General features: G+C 35.8%; 20 protein-coding genes. 1 reads left to right on the forward strand and 19 read right to left on the reverse strand.

Annotated elements, in window-relative coordinates; translation table 11 throughout:
• Positions 1-15 precede the first annotated feature (15 nt).
• The 11 genes from ACRDEC_RS00795 to ACRDEC_RS00845 all read right to left on the reverse strand — a co-directional run bounded on the left by ACRDEC_RS00795 (position 16) and on the right by ACRDEC_RS00845 (position 9,009).
• A complete protein-coding gene (locus ACRDEC_RS00795; RefSeq protein WP_431496430.1) occupies positions 16-312 on the reverse strand; it encodes a hypothetical protein in 297 nt (98 codons plus the stop codon).
• A gap of 2 nt (positions 313-314) precedes the next feature.
• Positions 315-770 (reverse strand): hypothetical protein, encoded by a 456-nt coding sequence (locus tag ACRDEC_RS00800; RefSeq protein WP_431496431.1) that lies wholly within the window; start codon positions 768-770, stop codon positions 315-317.
• A 53-nt stretch (positions 771-823) separates the two neighbouring features.
• Positions 824-1,120, reverse strand: coding sequence for a winged helix-turn-helix domain-containing protein (locus ACRDEC_RS00805; protein ID WP_431496432.1), 297 nt, complete (start codon positions 1,118-1,120; stop codon positions 824-826).
• 3 nt (positions 1,121-1,123) lie between these two features.
• Positions 1,124-1,777, reverse strand: coding sequence for a YiiX family permuted papain-like enzyme (locus tag ACRDEC_RS00810; protein ID WP_431496433.1), 654 nt, complete (start codon positions 1,775-1,777; stop codon positions 1,124-1,126).
• Between the two features lie 26 nt (positions 1,778-1,803).
• Positions 1,804-2,412 carry a hypothetical protein gene (locus ACRDEC_RS00815; RefSeq protein ID WP_431496434.1) on the reverse strand — a complete coding sequence of 203 codons (609 nt, stop codon included), beginning with the start codon at positions 2,410-2,412 and terminating at the stop codon, positions 1,804-1,806.
• A gap of 79 nt (positions 2,413-2,491) precedes the next feature.
• The gene (locus ACRDEC_RS00820; RefSeq protein WP_431496435.1) at positions 2,492-3,343 is read right to left on the reverse strand and encodes a hypothetical protein; all 852 of its coding nucleotides are present in this window, start codon (positions 3,341-3,343) and stop codon (positions 2,492-2,494) included.
• 17 nt (positions 3,344-3,360) lie between these two features.
• Entirely contained in the window at positions 3,361-4,179 is an 819-nt protein-coding gene (gene kdsA / locus ACRDEC_RS00825) for a 3-deoxy-8-phosphooctulonate synthase (protein ID WP_431496436.1), read from the reverse strand.
• Positions 4,180-4,249: 70 nt separating this feature from the next.
• The gene (locus tag ACRDEC_RS00830) at positions 4,250-5,839 is read right to left on the reverse strand and encodes an MDR family MFS transporter (protein ID WP_431496437.1); all 1,590 of its coding nucleotides are present in this window, start codon (positions 5,837-5,839) and stop codon (positions 4,250-4,252) included.
• Positions 5,840-5,974: 135 nt separating this feature from the next.
• Entirely contained in the window at positions 5,975-7,054 is a 1,080-nt protein-coding gene (locus ACRDEC_RS00835; RefSeq protein ID WP_431496438.1) for an HlyD family secretion protein, read from the reverse strand.
• Between the two features lie 13 nt (positions 7,055-7,067).
• The gene (locus ACRDEC_RS00840) at positions 7,068-8,396 is read right to left on the reverse strand and encodes a TolC family protein (RefSeq protein ID WP_431496439.1); all 1,329 of its coding nucleotides are present in this window, start codon (positions 8,394-8,396) and stop codon (positions 7,068-7,070) included.
• Positions 8,386-9,009 carry a TetR/AcrR family transcriptional regulator gene (locus ACRDEC_RS00845; protein ID WP_431496440.1) on the reverse strand — a complete coding sequence of 208 codons (624 nt, stop codon included), beginning with the start codon at positions 9,007-9,009 and terminating at the stop codon, positions 8,386-8,388. Before ACRDEC_RS00845 ends, ACRDEC_RS00840 begins: the two co-directional genes overlap by 11 nt.
• Positions 9,010-9,263: 254 nt before the next feature.
• On the opposite strand from ACRDEC_RS00845, the gene ACRDEC_RS00850 reads away from it, so the two are divergent.
• A complete protein-coding gene (locus tag ACRDEC_RS00850; protein ID WP_431496441.1) occupies positions 9,264-10,385 on the forward strand; it encodes a hypothetical protein in 1,122 nt (373 codons plus the stop codon).
• Positions 10,386-10,436: 51 nt separating this feature from the next.
• Here the strand turns inward: ACRDEC_RS00850 and ACRDEC_RS00855 are convergent, their stop codons facing one another.
• The 8 genes from ACRDEC_RS00855 to ACRDEC_RS00890 form a co-directional block, all read right to left on the reverse strand.
• On the reverse strand, positions 10,437-11,312 hold the full coding sequence (locus tag ACRDEC_RS00855; RefSeq protein ID WP_431496442.1) for a metalloprotease: 876 nt from the start codon (positions 11,310-11,312) through the stop codon (positions 10,437-10,439).
• Positions 11,313-11,448: 136 nt separating this feature from the next.
• Positions 11,449-12,210, reverse strand: a complete 762-nt coding sequence (gene trpA, locus ACRDEC_RS00860; protein WP_431496443.1) for a tryptophan synthase subunit alpha — start codon at positions 12,208-12,210, stop codon at positions 11,449-11,451.
• Positions 12,211-12,486: 276 nt separating this feature from the next.
• The gene (gene trpB / locus ACRDEC_RS00865; RefSeq protein ID WP_431496444.1) at positions 12,487-13,665 is read right to left on the reverse strand and encodes a tryptophan synthase subunit beta; all 1,179 of its coding nucleotides are present in this window, start codon (positions 13,663-13,665) and stop codon (positions 12,487-12,489) included.
• A gap of 1 nt (position 13,666) precedes the next feature.
• Entirely contained in the window at positions 13,667-14,260 is a 594-nt protein-coding gene (locus ACRDEC_RS00870; protein WP_431496445.1) for a phosphoribosylanthranilate isomerase, read from the reverse strand.
• Entirely contained in the window at positions 14,257-15,048 is a 792-nt protein-coding gene (gene trpC / locus ACRDEC_RS00875; RefSeq protein ID WP_431496446.1) for an indole-3-glycerol phosphate synthase TrpC, read from the reverse strand. The genes ACRDEC_RS00870 and trpC overlap by 4 nt, the downstream gene beginning before the upstream one ends.
• A gap of 2 nt (positions 15,049-15,050) precedes the next feature.
• Entirely contained in the window at positions 15,051-16,043 is a 993-nt protein-coding gene (trpD, locus tag ACRDEC_RS00880) for an anthranilate phosphoribosyltransferase (protein WP_431496447.1), read from the reverse strand.
• 221 nt (positions 16,044-16,264) lie between these two features.
• Positions 16,265-16,831, reverse strand: coding sequence for an anthranilate synthase component II (locus tag ACRDEC_RS00885; RefSeq protein WP_431496448.1), 567 nt, complete (start codon positions 16,829-16,831; stop codon positions 16,265-16,267).
• 13 nt (positions 16,832-16,844) lie between these two features.
• Positions 16,845-18,245 carry an anthranilate synthase component I family protein gene (locus tag ACRDEC_RS00890; protein WP_431496449.1) on the reverse strand — a complete coding sequence of 467 codons (1,401 nt, stop codon included), beginning with the start codon at positions 18,243-18,245 and terminating at the stop codon, positions 16,845-16,847.
• Between the last annotated feature and the right edge of the window lie 244 nt (positions 18,246-18,489).

The raw sequence follows: 18,489 nt of genomic DNA on the forward strand, positions 1-18,489 counted from the left end.
TTTAGATTGTGATTTTTAATAAATTATATGACTCAGATATAGTATAGCGATTGGGATATTGCTTAATAAGATTAAGATCCGGATGGTGTTTTCTGTTCTTTCCAATGGAATAAAAAGCAACTGACCTATCAGGCTGATTAGAATTATCAGGTTGATAAAAACGGCTGTTGCAACATATAAGAAGCCAATTATCAGTAAGTTCTGACTAGGAATAATGATAAAAAGAAGGAACAGAACAGTTCCAATCAGGAAGGAAAAGATGGCGATTAATGTTGAAAACGAAAAAGTGTTTATCCAGTTAAAATTTCTCATGTTTATTTAATATTAAATGCAAATTGAATTGTTTGAATAGGTTGTGAGAGCATTTTGGAAAAATCCAAATCATAAAATCGATGGGCCTGTTTTCCTTTTTTGTATATGGAGTTGAAACGTTTAAAATGAAGTGGATAGAAAAGTAATCCTGCTAAAATTCCAGTAAAGGAAGATGGTGTTTTTCTGCCATTTCCCCATAAATAGAATTGCATGTCGATTTCATCAAGAACAGTAATCCCGATGTTAGTAAGTACGTGATGTATATCGTGATCTTCCAGTTGCGGTTGTATTTCTAAATTGGATTGGACCAGAAAATTGCCCAAATGAAATCCAAGACTATCTTCAGAATAATTGAGGTAGTCCTGAATTGTTAAGTCCCAAGCCGGATTTTTTTTAAACATGAGCAGATAGGGTTTTTTAATTATTTTGTAAATGGATAGAATTAGTAAATCTTTCATTTGTTAATTTTAAAAGTACTTTGAAATTCAAAGTTTAGAGATAAAAAAATAGGTTAACTTTTCTGTATTAATTTTTCAAGAGCATTGATGTGCTCCAGAAATGCTTTTCGGCCTTCTTTGGTTGCTTTGTAACTTGTATTCGGTTTTTTACCGATGAATTGTTTTTCAATCATAATATAACTTTCCGTTTCCAGGGCTTTAGTGTGCGAAGCAAGATTACCGTCAGTTACTCCTAAAAGTTCTTTAAGGGTAGCAAAATCAGCAGATTCATTCACCATCAGTACCGACATGATGCCAAGTCTGATGCGATGATCAAAAGCTTTGTTTATATTTTGGATAATATTCTTCAAATTTTAATAAGTATCAATTACAGTTTCTAATAATTTAGAATCGGCAATTTGAGAAGGAGCAACTACATCTTCATTAAGAGGAATATTATTCCCGTATCTTTCTTTTAAAACCGCTTTAACTTTATCATTTTTTAAATTGAAATTCTTAAGCTTCACTAATTTACACAATTCAATATTTGCTCCGTTTTTATAGATTTTCCAAACCAGTTCAGAGCAATAAATTTTGTTGTCAGACCATTCAAAATACAAATCGTAATCCTTGTGATTAAACTGCTTTCCGTAATCTTTCATTTTTTTTAATGTGGAAGTATTTAATACTTCAGCTGCATTTTTCAATCTTTTGACAACATACTTTTGACCTTCACCACCTGTTATCCAACTTTCCAATAGGGTTAGTTTTACAGGCTGAACGGCTTCATATACGTATTGTTTTCCTTTTATCACGTAAATAATTCCACAATGGGAGAATTTAGATCTTGTAGCAATTCGGATGGCTTCGCATTGGGGTGATTGCGAGGATTGAAAAATAATATCCCCATCTTTTACTGTCTCTAAAATAGCAGAATAGTCAGCCTCTTTTGCAACTGACTTAGTTTTGATGCAATAAGCACTTATAAAAAATGCTATAAAGGACAATAATATGAGTGATTTTTTCATGATTTCCATTTAATTGTCAGAAGCCGTTATTTTCTATCGTATTTATAATACATCATTGCACCATATATGATATGACAGATCCCAAAACCTACTATCCAGAAATACAGTCCGTAGCCTGAAAATTCAACGGCCAGTAGCCCTAAAATAATTTCAGTAATTCCTAAATATCGTACATCACGTAAAGTGTATTTACTGGCATTTAAACAAGCCAAACCATAAAACATTAATGTAATAGGGGCAATTAAGCCATAATAACCCTGACGAAGCAAAAGTAAGGTGAAAATTCCTCCTGTACATAATGGAATGGCGAAATTAATAAGCAATCTTTTTGAAGAAGTATTCCATACTTTCTCTCCTTGTTCTTTGGCTTTATTGATTGTCATGAGCGAAGCCGTTATGACCGAAGCAACCAATACTACAAATGCTGTTAGTGTAATTTCTCTGAAAGTAGCACTTTCTAAAGTAATATAGTCTCCTTTATGCTTTAAAATTAAATTGTTTACATAAGCTGCCCCAATTAGTGCATAAATACCGGCAAGAATTCCTGATAAGCCACTTAAAGAGATAAATTGTGTTGATTGAGACATCATTTGTTTGATATCCTTTATGTCTTCCAGATAATTTTTAGCTTCCATATAAAGTACTTTGAAAAACAAAGTAAAGAATAAAAAAAATAGTTACCAAATAAAAAGGTAACTATTTTTTAAGTTGTTTTTATATTCTGAATATTCCTCCTACAGTGATGTTTCTTTGTAAGAACCAAAAATGCTGGCTGGCTTTATCAGCGTCTTCAAAAGTAGTTTTAATGTCTTGCATGTCAATATAACCGCCTTTTAATTCGGTTTGAATAAAGAAATACTTAAAGAACGTAAAATTTAATCCTGCCTTTGCAGAAATTCCAAATCCTGAAATATGGAAATCATCATGACGCTCTTTACCCAGAAGTTTAGCATTGGTTTTCGGGAATAAAATTCCTGCTCCTAAACCTTCAGTTACGTTAATCTGAAATTTATCGGTATTTGGAAGGCCTATAAAAGCAGATATATCATCTACTCTGGCAACTTCAGCATTTACATAGTTCAATCCGTCAGTGTGTTCGTAGGTTAAAAACTTTTCTGTTAATAAAACCTGACTGTTGTCTGTTGGGAATGCTTCATCATAACTTCCTTCATTAGGATAGTATCCGCTGTAATTTACCGCTCTGTCCTGAAACATTACATATTTCATATGATCAACACCAATAGAAACGTTGTATTTATCACTAACAAAATACCCAATACGGAGATTAGTTTGAGGAATAGTCATCCTTGCAGGATTTACATAATCTACATGCCAGCCTTTTGGTTTATCATGAGCTGTAACATCATATAAGGTGAAATCATAATCAGCACCTTTAAAATGGATATCCGATTTTGAAAAAGTTTCTCTGTTTCCTCCCCAATAGATGTAAAACTTACCCTTGTTATGAGCCGTGTATTTTTCCGGATTAACCGTACCGTCTTGAGCAATAGTTGTCTGAAATGCAGCGCAAAAAAACAGCACTACTATCAAAAATGAGTGTTTCATTAGTATTGAAAAAATAATTAAAACTGATTGATTGTTTGTCTGATTGCAACAAGTTTTGTCATCAAACCTTCAAAATAATCAAGGTGAAGCATGTTAGCGCCATCACTTTTTGCATTTGCAGGATCAAAATGAGTCTCGATGAAAATTCCGTCAACACCAACAGCAATACCTGCTTTGGCAATCGTTTCAATCATGTCAGGACGTCCTCCGGTAACACCTGTCATTTGATTAGGCTGTTGCAACGAATGGGTAACATCTAAAACAGTAGTGGCCATATTCTGCATAGTTGGAATGCCTCGGAAATCGACAATCATGTCCTGATAACCAAACATAGATCCTCTGTCTGTCACCATAACGTTTTGGTTATTGCAGTCAAGTACTTTTTGAACAGCGTGCTTCATACTCTCCGGACTCATAAATTGTCCTTTTTTCAGATTTACCGTTTTTCCGGTATTCGCAGCAGCGACAACCAAATCAGTCTGGCGTACTAAAAAAGCAGGAATTTGAAGAACATCAACGTATTCGGCAGCCATAGCAGCATCTTCATTTGTATGAATATCCGTTACAGTAGGCACACCAAATTCTTTAGCCACTTTTTGTAAAATTTTTAAAGCTTTCTCATCTCCAATTCCCGAAAAACTGTCAATTCTGGAACGGTTTGCTTTTTTGAAAGATCCTTTGAAAACGTATGGAATATGCAGTTTGTCAGTTATTCCAACTAGTTTTTCTGCAATTCTCATAGCCATTTCTTCTCCTTCAATAGCACAAGGTCCAGCCAATATGAAGAAATTCCCACTATCTAAGTGTTTGATATTAGGGATATTTTGTAAATTCATGTGTTGTAAATTTTTTGCAAATATACCAATTATTTCAATCGGTTATTCTGTTTAACTTTTCCTTAAATTATTAATGCATTGCATCGGCGGGATTAATTACGTTTTTACTTTTCTTAATTAAGAAAACAAAAAGAATGCAGAATAAAAACATAATCCCCAGGTAAAGAAAGATATCCATATAAGCTAAAACAGTGCTTTGTTTCATTACTGAAAAATCCATTACCTGATACGCTTTGTTTAAGGCTTCGTTTGAACTGAATCCTTTAGACATAAAGCTTTTTTGCAATATTTGAATGCGTTGTTGTACTTCTATTCGGCTTCCGTCCAGATGAGCAATCAGATCAACTCTGTGTTTCTGAGAGAATCTTGTGATAAAAGTGGTTATAATGGCTATACCGAAAGAACCTCCTAATTGTCTCATCATTCCGGTAAAGGCAGCTCCTTCACCAATATGCTTTCCTTTTAACGTAGACAATGACAAAGTAGTAATTGGTACAAATAACAATCCCAGTCCAATTCCTCTTAAGATTAATGGCCACCAAAAATGTTCAACACCGGTATCCGGAGTCATTACGTTCCGCATCCAGAAAGTAAAAAAGAAGAAGACTAAAAACCCGACAGCAATCATGTAACCCTGTGGAATTCCTTTTTGAATCATTCTTCCCACAAACGGCATTAAAATGGCAGTCGTAATAGACCCTGGAATTAAAAGTAATCCGGCATCTAAAGCTGTCCAGCCTAAAATGGATTGAGTGTAGATAGGAATAACAAGCGTTGAACCGTATAATCCAAACCCAAGGATGAAACCCATTAGAATACCAATACGTAAATTCCCGTCTTTTAATACACTTAGATTTACGATAGGATGTTTATAAGTAAGTTCCCTCCAGATGAATAGGAGTAGACCTGCCAAAGAAACAATACTTAGTGTAACAATGAGGTTATTGCTAAACCAATCGTCTTGTTGCCCGTGTTCCAAAACAAACTGTAACGATCCGATAAATGCCGATAAGAAAAGGATTCCCCACCAATCGACTTGGTTTGCTTTTAGTTTTTCGCCATATTTTGGACTTCTCACAAAAGTTAAAGTCAAAAATGTTGCTATAAGACCAAGCGGAATATTGATATAGAAAATATAAGGCCAAGAGAAATTATCTACTAAATAACCTCCTAAAGGCGGACCAAGTGTAGGACCCACAATAACTCCCATTCCGTAAATTGCCTGTGCCATTCCACGTTTAGCAACCGGATAGCTTTCGGTGATAATGGTTTGGGCTGTCACTAATAAGGCACCCCCCCCGAGACCCTGAATGAATCTAAAAGCTACAAGTTCCCATATATTTGTTGCATTTCCGCAGAGGAAAGAGGCAACGGTGAAAATAATAATCGATACGGCAAAATAATTTCGTCTTCCAAATTGCTGTGATAACCAGCTTGTCATTGGGATCACAATTACATTTGCAATGGCATAGGCGGTAATTACCCATGCTACATCGGTTAATGTAGCGCCTAAACTTCCGCGCATATTGGTTAAAGCTACGTTTACAATGGTAGTATCTACAATTTCCAGCAACGCACAAAGTACTGCTGTAATGGTGATAATGATCCTTCTGAAGCCGTATTCAACTAAATCGTCCGGATCTGCTGTCGTTGCTGTCATATTTAATTGATAATTAGCAATTGATAATTTGTTTTTAAACAGAATGCCTTAGCCCTGATAGGAGCGGAAATCCTTTTTTGAGGTTTTTACCGAAAAAAGATTGCAGCGGATAGCAGGAAATAGCTCCTGATAAAATTATTTGATGTGAACATCTACATCCACGTTCATTCCCGGACGTAATAATTTTATTTTTGATGCATCATTAGCGGCGGTAAGGCTTATTTTTACCGGCAAACGCTGGATGGTTTTTACAAAGTTTCCTGTGGCATTATCCGGAGGCAAAATAGAGAAACGAGCTCCGGTTGCAGGAGAAAATGAAGCGATTGTACCTTCAAATTCAGTGTCAGGGAAAGCATCTGCCTTGATAGTTACTTTTTGTCCTTCGACCATTTTGTTTAGCTGCGTTTCTTTGAAATTAGCAATAATCCAAACGTCCTGACTATTGATTACATAAAATAAAGACTGTCCCGGCTGAATAAATTGTCCCGGTTGTATCGCTATTTTTGATACTTGCCCATCGATGGCAGCCGTTACTACGGTGTAGTTTAAGTTCAGTTCGGCAGCGTCTAAAACGGCTTGTGCACGTTTAATATTGGCTGCAGCTACTTCTGCTTGTTTTGCTGATACATTAGATCTTGAAGAAGCTACTGTTTTTTGATATGAAGTCGCTTTTTGCTGTTCCTGTAAAATTCTCAACTGGCTTTGTGCTTCTAATTTAGCTGCTTCAGCCTGTTCAAATTGCTGTTTGGTGATAGAATGATTTTTGTATAGATTGTTATATCGTTCGTAATCATTTGAAGCTCTGTTCAATCTTATTTTTGCAGTTTCGATACTTCCGCCAGCCGATTGGATATTGGCATCAGAAACAGAAACATTGGCCTGAGCCGTTCCGATATCGGCTTTAGAAACAGCATAGTTTTCTTCTGCTGCAATTAAAGCGGCTTTAGCTTCAGCTACTTTTACCAGATAATCTCTGTTATCTACAGTAAATAAAGTATCTCCTTTTTTTACAAATTGATTGTCTTTAACAAATACTTTTGTGATATATCCTGAAACTCTTGGGATAATCGGATTCATGTTTTTCTCTACTTGTGCATCATCTGTCATTTCGTGAGCCAGTGAATGAAGGTATTTGTAAACTCCGTAAGTACCGCCTAAAAGAATTAGGACTGCAAAAATCAGTATGAATTTCTTGTTCGTTTTTTTCTTTTCCATTGTGATGAAATATTTAGTTTTGAGAAAGATTGAATGAGTTAATTAATTTTCCTGTCGCAAATTGCAACTGGTAGTATTTTAGAGCAATATCGGCTTGAGATAATGCTAAATTAATTTTGGTTTGAAGTTGCTGTACATCGGCTTCAAGCAAATCATTAGTAGTTGATAAGCTGTTATCGTATTTGTCTTTTACGATTCTGTAATTTTCGGTAGCTTGCTCAACAGCTTGTTTGTAAACGGTATTTTGCTTTAATGAAAGATTGTAATTTTCTTGTGACTGTTGGGTTTCTTCTTTGATTTTATCAGTTAAGATGGCTACAGCTGTTTTGGTTTGTTCCGATTTGCTTTTAGCCAATTTTACTTCTTTTCCATTTTTGAAAATAGAAGATAAATCATAACTAAGACCTACACCGATGTTCATGGCATTGGTTACGGTAATCACATCTTTTAAATCGAAAGCAATATAACCTCCTACAAGTGATAAAGAAGGATAATAACCGCTTTGGGCAATTTTTATACCTGATTCTGATGCTTTTTGCTGGAAATTAAGTGCTTCCAGATCATTTCTTTGCGCATTGATGGCAACGTTCTGGTTTTTGAGCATGTCACTTTTGATAGTTTCGATATCGATGTCGATCTGAGTGGTTTCTGGCAATTGTAAAAGCGTAACCAGCTGATAGTTAATGACACTAACGTTTTTATTTGCGCTATCTAATGAAAGCTGCACGTTTGATTCCTGCAACTGAGCTTTCAATAAATCATTTCGTGCAATTAAACCGTTGGCTTCCATAGCTGAAAAATCAGTTGTACGCTGGTGGGCGCTCTTTAAATTTTCCTCAATAAGTTTTGCAGTTTCCTGAGATTGGTACAGTTTTGCAAACAATTCAACTACATAAAGTGCTAATTGTTCTTTAGTGTGTGAAGAATTAGCTGTTTCTGCTTTGTATAGACTTTCGGAGGCAGAAATACTGTTTTTTAGTTTGAAACCGTTAAATAAAGGCATGGAAACATTCGCCTGACCTAATAATAACTGGCTTACTTCAACCGGAGAAGAGCTTCCTCCTGATGAAGACCCACCCATTTTGATATTTGAATCTACATTAGCATTTGTTAATTGCAGGAATTGTCCGGAAATTTTCAGGTTAGGATACTGGTTGTTTTTCATGGTTTCCATTTCCAGTTTGGAAGTAGCAACCTTGATGTTGGCCAGATTTGCTTCATTACTTTTGGTAGTTGCCAAGGAAATAGCTTCTTTCAGCGAAAGCGTTTTTCTTTCCTGAGCGTAGCCAATAGTTAGTCCAAAAAAGGAAACGCCAAGTAGGAGTGTGTTTTTAATTTTCATAAACCAATAATGCTTTAATTGTTTTTTGAATGTGTTTTGTCAAATCGTTAAGAATGTATCTATCGAAATCTTCAGGGGTTTTAAGATTTAGAATTTCAGTATAAAAAGGTTTATTCATCTGAAAGTGGAAATAAGGCCCCATGATAGTTGGAGCAATTAATGCCACATCGATGTTTTTGGTGAAAAGCCCTTTTTCCTGTCCTTCATCAATAATTCTCTTTAAAGCTTCAAGATTTGTCCTTTTGACGTCATTAAAAGATTCGTAATTAATGTCTCTTTTTTTAGACGCAATTTCAAAGTGGATAATCTGGTACATCCTGCAGTTTTGATTAAGACGGGTTATATACAATTCGATTAATCTGTCAATTTTTTCAAAAGGAGTCAGATTTTCTTTGAAAAGATTTTCCATTTCCAGTCTCAGACCTGATATTCTGTTGATGATTAACTTTTCAAGGAGTTTTTCTTTCGAACCAAAATAATACGAAATCATCGCAATGTTAATATTGGCTTCTTTAGCAATATCCCTAACCGAAGTACCGTCGAAACCATGCTCCGAAAAGAGTTTTTCAGCTACAAGAAGGATCTCATTTTGCTTATCATTAAATTCGGTCATTAGTGTTTGATATTAAATTCGATTACAAAATTAAACGTTTGTTTAAATTAAACGTTTGTTTAAATTGATTTTAACATTTATTTAACAGAGTTGAATCTGGTGAGGAATGACAAAAGTGTCAAATCTAAAAGTAAATGAGAAATTAAAGGAGTAGAGGCGAAAAAACTAAGGAGATGTTAATAATATGTGTCTATATTTACAAATCAAAATTTGGTACTAACAGAAACTAAAAAACAGTAATTAAAATAAAACGTATGAATTCAAACGAAAGGCAAACTAATTTAAAATGGTTTTCAAAATTATCTTTATGTTTTTTAGCAATTGTTGGTGCTATAAATACAGCCCTTTTTATCATCTTACCTCTTTTACCGAATAAACTCAGCCAGATTGTAGTTCCTGTCGGATTGTTGGCTTTGGTATTAGCTATCCTGTTCTCCATCGGATTTTCCATGTACTGGCATCATAAAGAAAAAAAAGGCATTTCGAATTCGATAAAATATATTTCCTGGCTTACAACTTTGCTGCGTTATTGGATTGCTTTTCTTCTGATTGATTTTGGATTTCAAAAAATATTTGAAGTTAATTTTAATTATTCATACCATATAAATGATTCATTAACAAGTGCTTTAAATGGTCAGGAGTTAACTTGGAAATATTATGGATTTTCGTATAACCTTTCTTTACTATTGGCATTATTCCAAATAATCGGAAGCTTTTTTCTATTGTTCAAACGTACTATTTTAGTAGGTGTAGCCATACTTTTACCTGTTATACTGAATATAGTTTTAATTAATGTCTTTTATAGCATCGGGCTGATTACATTGTTTACATCTATTTCAATTACATTAGGATTACTGTATTTATTACTGCAGCAAAAAGTTAATATCATACATTTCTTTAATCAATATAAAAGCACGTTACCTTCTATCGGTACTGCTATTTCACGTTCAATTGCTCGTGTATTATGTGTTGTAATTCCTTTCTTATTTGTTATTTATTATAATTATGATGTACATCTTTCAAAAAAATATTTTGGAAAATGGAAAGTAGCAGCTATGACCCGCAACGGAAATCTGATTGCTGAAAATGGATGGGAAAAGGATAGTTTGGCATGGAAAAACATTTATTTTGAAGAGAGAGGAAAAATCTATTATTGTCCAAATCCGAGTATGTATGTCGATAGTACTTCAATATTAATGAAATACAATTACGACGATAAAAAGAATACTTTAAAAATGATTTCTTACGAGAAGAATCCTAAAGAACCTGATACTATACCGGTTCAGGTTGATCATTTCAATGGTAAGTCAATGGAGTGGAAAATGATTTTTTATAAAGATACATTGGAAATGAAATTAGAGAAAGTAACTCCATAAAAAAAGGCTGCCCTTAACACAGGCAGCCTTTTTAATACTGTTATGACGTGCTTAATCGTTCAGCTTTCCGAATTCGGTACCATCGATTTCTCCGGAATTGATCTTTCTAAGTTCTTCCATTTTTGAGTTAATGAACGCATCCATTTCAGGAGTTACAGTGCTAGGTCTTGGGCCTCTGTAAGAACCGCTTAGTACATTATTATAATAGTAGAAGAAGTTGCTGTCAAAGGATCTGGCAGTTAAGTTATATTCTCCCAAATACCAGCCCAAACGGGTTGCTGAACGTCTTTGTGGAGGCGTTCCGTGATGTCCTGAGCTTGAAGTAGAATAATCTCCAATGGCATAAGCAAATTCGAAGGCAGGCCCGGCGGCAGCCCATGTGGCATTGTAACCGCTTGGCTTTCTCATATAGTATCCTGCAAATCCGTCAGCTTCCAATTCGTTTGGTCTTGCCGTGCTTTCTGAAACCGAAGGCAATCCGTAAGTATATTGCAATTGATGCCCGAATTCGTGCGCTAAAATCATGGCCGGTACAATTTGTCCTTTTGCCAAAGCTGCTTTGTAAATAGCTTCACCGAAATAAATCTTTTTAGGATAAGAATAGGAGATAGCGTTGTAGGTAGAGTTTGGATTGCTATTGTCATGAACGATGCTCAAAGGCACTGCTGCCTGACCAAAAACACTTGCTATTTTAGTATTCTGTGCATAGATAAAATTAGTTTGCGTTGTGTTGATAATAGTGGTGTTCAGGTAAGCAGTTGAACTCCAGTACGCATCAACATAGCTGCATTCTTTGTTTAGTTCTGTTGGCTGCGCGATAGCCTTCTCTGAAACGGCATTTTCTGCTGATTCGTCCTTGTTGCAGGCAAATAGCATTCCTAATGCCATAGCTGACAAGATAAAACCTGTTTTTTTAGTTGTTTTCATTCTTTTTTATTGGTTTGGTTACTAATTAATTGACGCCAAAAGAAAGAAAAACAAGTGTAAGAAAAGCACCATAAATAATGCTTAAATGATCCTTATCTAATTCTTATTGTTTTGTTGTTTATTGAAATAGAGTTAGTTATGTTAATTTTTTAATAAAGCTTTTGATTCCCTTAGACCCGTTTTCGGTTAGGTTTTTAATAAAAGCACTTCCGATGATGGCTCCTTTTGCATATCGAGTTGCCTGGTTAAAAGTGTCTTTATCTATAATACCAAAACCGACAATCTGAGGATTTTTTAAAGACATGCCTGCGATACGTTCAAAATAACTTTGCTGGTCTTCGCCAAAACCATTTTGACTGCCGGTCACGCTTGCAGAAGACACCATATAAATGAAACTGCTGGATATCGAATCAATTTCAAGAATGCGTTCATTTGAAGTTTGTGGTGTAATTAAAAAGACATTTTTAAGATGGTATTGCTCAAAAACAGCTTTGCATTCTTTTTCATAAATATCCGGCGGAAGATCGGGAATAATCAATCCGTCGATACCAATTTCTGCACATTTTTTGCAAAAAGCTTCTATCCCAAATTGCATAATAGGATTAAAGTACCCCATGATTAATAAAGGTATGTGAACCGTTTTTCGGATGTCTTTTAATTGTTCGAAAAGCAGTTTTGTAGTCATTCCGTTGGCTAGAGCTTTGGTCGAACTAGCCTGAATTGTAGGTCCATCAGCCAAAGGATCGCTGAAAGGCAATCCGATTTCAATCATGTCGATGCCGTTTTCCTGAAGTTCTTCAATAATAGAGACAGTATCGTTAAGATTGGGGAATCCCGCTGTAAAATAGAGCGACAATAATTTTTTTTCCTCTTGTAATTTTTGATGTATACGGTTCATTTTGTATGTGTTATAAGTTGCGGAATAAGAATAACTGATAATGACATAAATTGTTAATTGTTATTAAAAAATACAGTTATTTTTTCAATGCATTTAATAATTTTTTTAATTTATATAGTTATTTCTTCAAAAAATTGAATATTATTTTCAATTTATATAGTTATTTTTTTAATGTATTATATATTGTTTTTAATTTATATAGTTATTTTTTCAAAAAATTGAATATTACTTTCAATTTATATAGTTATTTTTTAAATAAATAACGGATATGTTGTATTAGTTAAAATAATCGATATACGTAGTAAGATCCTTGTCGCCCCGACCCGAAAGATTGAGTACAACAATGTCATTCTCATTGAATTTCTTCTGTTCTAAAACAGCTAGCGCATGAGCACTTTCGATGGCAGGAATGATCCCTTCAGTATTGCATAAATGAAGTCCGGCCTGCATGGCTTCATCATCGGTAATAGACATGAATTCAGCCCTTTTCGATTCAAATAAATGCGCATGAAGCGGTCCGACACCTGGATAATCCAATCCGGCAGAAATAGAATAGGGTTCGGTAATCTGTCCGTCTTCCGATTGCATTAAAAGCGTTTTACTTCCGTGAATAATCCCTATTTTTCCTAAAACGGAAGTTGCTGCACTTTCTCCGGAATCTATTCCTTTTCCGGCAGCCTCAACGGCAATTAAACAGACACTTTGGTTATCCAAAAAATGATAAAATGCCCCGGCAGCATTGCTTCCGCCACCCACACAGGCAATTACATAATCAGGGTTTTCACGACCTTCTTTTTCGAGCAACTGTTGTTTTATTTCGGCAGAAATGACACTTTGGAAGCGAGCCACCATATCAGGATACGGATGGGGCCCAACGACGGAACCGATAATATAATAGGTATCTATTGGATTGTTAATCCAATCGCGGATGGCTTCATTAGTAGCATCTTTCAATGTTTTTGAGCCAGAAGTAGCCGGACGGACTTCGGCACCCAGCATTTTCATCCGAGCTACATTTGGCGCCTGCCTTTGAATGTCAATTTCACCCATATAAACGATGCATTGCAGTCCCATTAAAGCACAAACAGTAGCTGTTGCGACACCATGCTGTCCCGCTCCGGTCTCCGCAATGATGCGCGTTTTGCCCAATTTCTTAGCCAGTAAAACCTGCCCAATCGTGTTGTTGATTTTATGTGCGCCGGTGTGGCATAAATCCTCCCTTTTTAAGTAGATTTTAGCATTGTATTTTGCTGACAATCTTTTGGCAAAGTAAAGAGGAGTAGGACGTCCCACATAATCAGTCAGTAATTGCTGGAATTCTTTTTGAAACTCAGCTTCCATCATATAATTGAGGTAATTCTGGCGTAATTCTTCCACATTCGGGTACAGCATTTCAGGAATGAATGCCCCGCCGAAGTCGCCATAAAATCCGTTTTCGTTTGCGTTATATTTCATTTTACAGTTGGATATTTTTTAGTAATTCAATGTTTTTCAGTCCCGGTTCGATTTCGAATTTGCTGTTTACATCAACAGCATACACTGGTAAATTGCTTTTTTTTATTTTTTCGATTTCTTCCAAACCAATGCCTCCACTGAGGAAGAAAGGTTTATTGGAAGGGTATTTTTTTAAGATTTGCCAATCAAAAGAGAACCCGTTTCCTCCATGCAGTTTTCCTTTGGTATCAAACAAAAAATAATCACAAACGTTTTCGAAAGGCAGTATTTCGTTAAAATTAAAGTGGTTGTCGACAGAAAATACTTTGATAATCTGTACATTAATATGTTTCAGAAGATCGCAAAATTCAGGTGTTTCCTCTCCGTGTAATTGCACTAACTGCAAATCGTATTGTTTGATTTTATTTAAAATCTGATCTAAAGAAGCATTGACAAAAACGCCTACTTTTTGAATACCTTCATCAAATACAGGGATTTCGGAATCAAAAAGACGTGCGGATTTATCATAGAAAATGAAACCCATAAAATCAGGTTGTAATTTTGCTGCTTCCACAATATTGTCGGAGTATTTCATTCCGCAGATTTTCAGTTTCATGATTTGAAGTTTAAAGCATTTATAAATTCTTTGGCAGAAGCTCCAGCGTTTTCGGTTTTCATAAAGTTTTCACCAATTAGGAAACCCTGATAGCCGTAAGGTTTCAATTCCTTGATGGCTTTGGTTGTGCTGATGCCACTTTCAGAAACCTTCACAAATTGGGCAGGAATGTGTTCGGCCAGTTCCTTGCTAAAATCCAGACTGACTTCAAAAGTTTTGAGATTACGGTTGTTAACGCCAATCATATCTAAACTTGTCAATATCGATTTGTCCAGTTCCTCTTTGCTGTGTACTTCCAGCAATACTTCGAGTGCCAGCGATTGTGCAAACTCGGAAAGTTGTTTGATTTCAGAGCGGGTCAGTACGGCAGCAATCAGTAAAATAACATCGGCACCATGTGCTTTTGCTTCCAAAATCTGATATTCGTCAACGATAAATTCCTTTCTGAGTAACGGTACGTTTACCGAAGCCCTCGCGAGGAGCAAATCGTCGAGCGAACCACCGAAATATTTACTGTCAGTTAGTACTGAAATTCCGCAGACACCCGCGCTTTCGTATCCTTTTACAACTTCTTCCACGGTAAAACCTTGATTGATAACCGCTTTTGAAGGAGAACGGCGTTTGTGTTCGGCGATTATTCCCGAATTGCCATTTCTTAAAAGCTTGCTTAAGGAGATTGTTCTGTTTCCAAAAAGCGCTGTATTTTCCAATTGGGAAACAGGGATGATTGATTTTTTTAGTTCAACTTCTCGTTTTTTATCTGTAATTATTGTGTCGAGTATGTTCATGGCTAGTGGCTTAATTGCTGCATTATTTTTAATTTTTCCAATGCTTTTCCGCTGAGCAGGCTTTCTTTGGCCAAAGCAAATCCATCTATAGGAGATCCTTTTTTAACGTTAGCGATAGCCATTCCAGCATTGGCACAGACTACATTATTTTGGGCTTCGGTTCCTTTTCCGGAAAGAATATTCATAAAAATAGCGGCGGATTCCTCAATAGTTGTTCCACCCAGAATGTCGGTTTGCTGTAAAAGATTTACACCAAAATCTTCCGGTTTGAGCATTCCTTCCATGGCATTGGAAATGGTTTTGGTGTTTCCTGTGAGTGAAATTTCATCATAGCCGTCAAGACTGTGTAAAATGGTAAAATTCGTATCGGTATTTTGGTACAAATACGCATACATTCGGGCCAGTTCCAGGCTGAAAACACCAACCAGCTGATTTTTAGGAAATGAAGGATTGACCATTGGACCTAACATATTAAAAAATGTTTTTACGGCGAGCTCTTTTCGGATGGGTGCCACATTTTTCATAGCTGGATGAAATAAAGGGGCATGAAGCACGCAAATTCCGGCCTGATCCATACATTTTTTTAGGAAATCCTCATCATTACTGAATTTGATTCCCAAAGTTTCCATTACGTTACTGGAACCGGAAATAGAAGAAACACCGTAATTTCCGTGTTTTGCCACTTGAATTCCGGCACCGGCAGTAACAAAAGAAGCTAAGGTTGAAATGTTGAAAGTATCTTTCCCATCACCGCCTGTACCGCATAAATCGATAGTATTATAAGCGGATAAATCAATGGCAATGCAAAGTTCCAGCAAAGCTTCTCGGAATCCGGAAAGTTCTTCAATGGTAATGCTTCGCATCATGTACACGGTTAAGAAACTGGCAATCTGACTTGGATTATACAATCCGTTAGAGATATTGACGAGCACATTTTTCGCTTCGGCGGAAGACAATGTCTCGTGTTGGATAAGTCTGTTTAGTATTGTTTTCATATATGTATGTTTTATTTTTTTATGGTCACATATGGTATCGCCTTATATTTATTGGTGTTTATCTCACAATATTCCATCTTTATTGGTGTTCGATGTTTTTCAATTGTTTACAACAAACTCATTGTTAGTGGCGATTTCATGATTTTTAGGTATAAGTTGGGCTGAGCTTTAAGTTTTTTTACTTAAAACTGAACCTGATTTTCAATATATGATTCTGTTAATTAGCTGTTTAGCCAGTTTTTGAGAATTTGCTTCCCATTAGGTGTCAGCACACTTTCCGGATGGTACTGCACGCCTCTGACATTGTAGGTTTTGTGTCTGAGAGACATGATTTGTCCGTTTTCATCGACAGAAGTGATTTCCAGAACCTCGGGAAAATCATCAGGATTCACCACCCAGGAATGGTAACGGCCCACTTCGATTTGTTTGTTTAAGCCAGCAAAAAGAATTTCATCATCAACAAGAATAGTAACCTTTGTGGCAACTCCATGGTATACTTTGTCCAGATTAGTCAGAGTTCCTCCAAAAACCTCTCCGATAGCTTGCTGGCCAAGGCAAACACCGAGAATTTTTTTTGTGGATGCATACGTTTTGATGACCTCTTTCAATAATCCTGCCTCGTCAGGAATTCCGGGACCTGGCGAAAGAAGAATGCTATCGAATCTTTTGAGTTCATCAATATCAAATTCGTCGTTTCGAAAAACAGTTACGCTACAATTTAAATCTTCGAGATAATGCACTAAATTATACGTGAAACTATCGTAATTATCTATGACTGCTATATTCATCTGTTTCGTTTTTTTAAATGGTTTCGGCTAAATCCAAGGCCTTGTTTAACGCTCCTAATTTATTATATACTTCCTGCATTTCGCTTTCCTCGTTAGAATCTGCTACGATTCCGGCTCCTGCCTGATAATGCAACTGATGGTTTTTACTTAAAAAAGTACGGATCATAATGGCGTGATTAAAGTTACCATCAAAATCCATAAAACCAATAGCACCACCATAAAAAGCTCGATTTGTGTTTTCAATGCGTTCAATGAGCTGTAATGCTTTGTGTTTTGGTGCTCCGGATAATGTTCCAGCCGGGAAAGTAGCTGCAACGACCTGCATTGTAGTGGCTTTTTCGTGCAATTGACCTGTTACTTTGGAAACCAGATGAATCACATGAGAGAAAAACTGTATTTCACGGTATTTTTCTACAGCGACATGATGTCCGTTTCTGCTTAAATCGTTTCGGGCCAAATCGACTAACATTACGTGTTCGCTGTTTTCTTTTGTGTCTTCCGATAATTGTTTGGCTAAAATAGCGTCCTGTTCGTCGCTTCCAGTTCGTTTGAAAGTTCCGGCAATAGGATGGATTTCTGCTTTTCGATTGGAAACGATTAACTGAGCTTCAGGAGAAGATCCCATGATTTTAAAATTTCCATAATCGAAAAAGAACAGATAAGGAGAAGGATTGATACTTCGTAAAGCACGGTATACATTGAATTCGTCACCTTTGAACCCTTGGGTAAATCTTCGGGAGAAAACCAATTGAAAAACATCACCTCTGAAACAATGCTTTTTGGCTAAAGTCACATTGTTTTTAAAATCATCATCAGTTAAGTTAGAAATTGAATTCCCTTCTTTCGAAAAAGTGTAAGAAGCAAAGTTTCTGGATTGAATTAATTGCTCTATTTCAGGAATATTGTTTTGATTTTCAGTGCTATGGCAGAAAATATATGCTTCGTTTTTAAAATGATTGATAGCGATGATGTTTTGGTAAACTGCATAGAAAATATCGGGAATCTGCAAGTCGCCGCTTTTCTTTTGGATGTCGATTTTTTCAAAATAGCGAACAGCATCATAGCTTATAAAACCGAATAATCCGTTGTTGATGAATTTGAATTGATTTGTATCCGATTCAAATTGAGATGCAAACTCTTGGATATTTGAGAGGACATCTTTGCCGTTTTCGATGTTGGATTGTTCAGAAGTTCCGTCAGGAAATGTTTTCGAAATAATCTCGTTTTCAATTTTTATGCTTGCTATCGGATTACAGCAGATATAGGAAAAACTATTGTCATTAGCGTGGTAATCACTGCTTTCCAGCAAAAGACTGTTGGGGAATTTGTCTCTAATTTTCAAGTAAATACTCACCGGAGTAATGGTGTCGGCAAGGATTTGTTTGAAGTGGGTATGTAATTTATATGTTTCCATGTTGTGATTTGTTCAATTTTGGGAATAAAAAAAGGCTTGTCGTGATTGACAAGCCTTTTATATATGGTTTTTAAATATTCATATAGCAGGTTTTGCTCACGACGTTCGACGTAAGTTACTCCACCACCAATTAGTATTTAAAAATGTGTTCATTGTTTCAATTGTATGTTGCAAATGTATAGAAATGATTTTTTAAAATGCAACTATTTTTTAAAATTAAATTTTGACATCAAAAATGCTTTTT

The sequence above is a fragment of the Flavobacterium sp. genome (genome assembly GCF_050696275.1).
Classification (GTDB): domain Bacteria; phylum Bacteroidota; class Bacteroidia; order Flavobacteriales; family Flavobacteriaceae; genus Flavobacterium.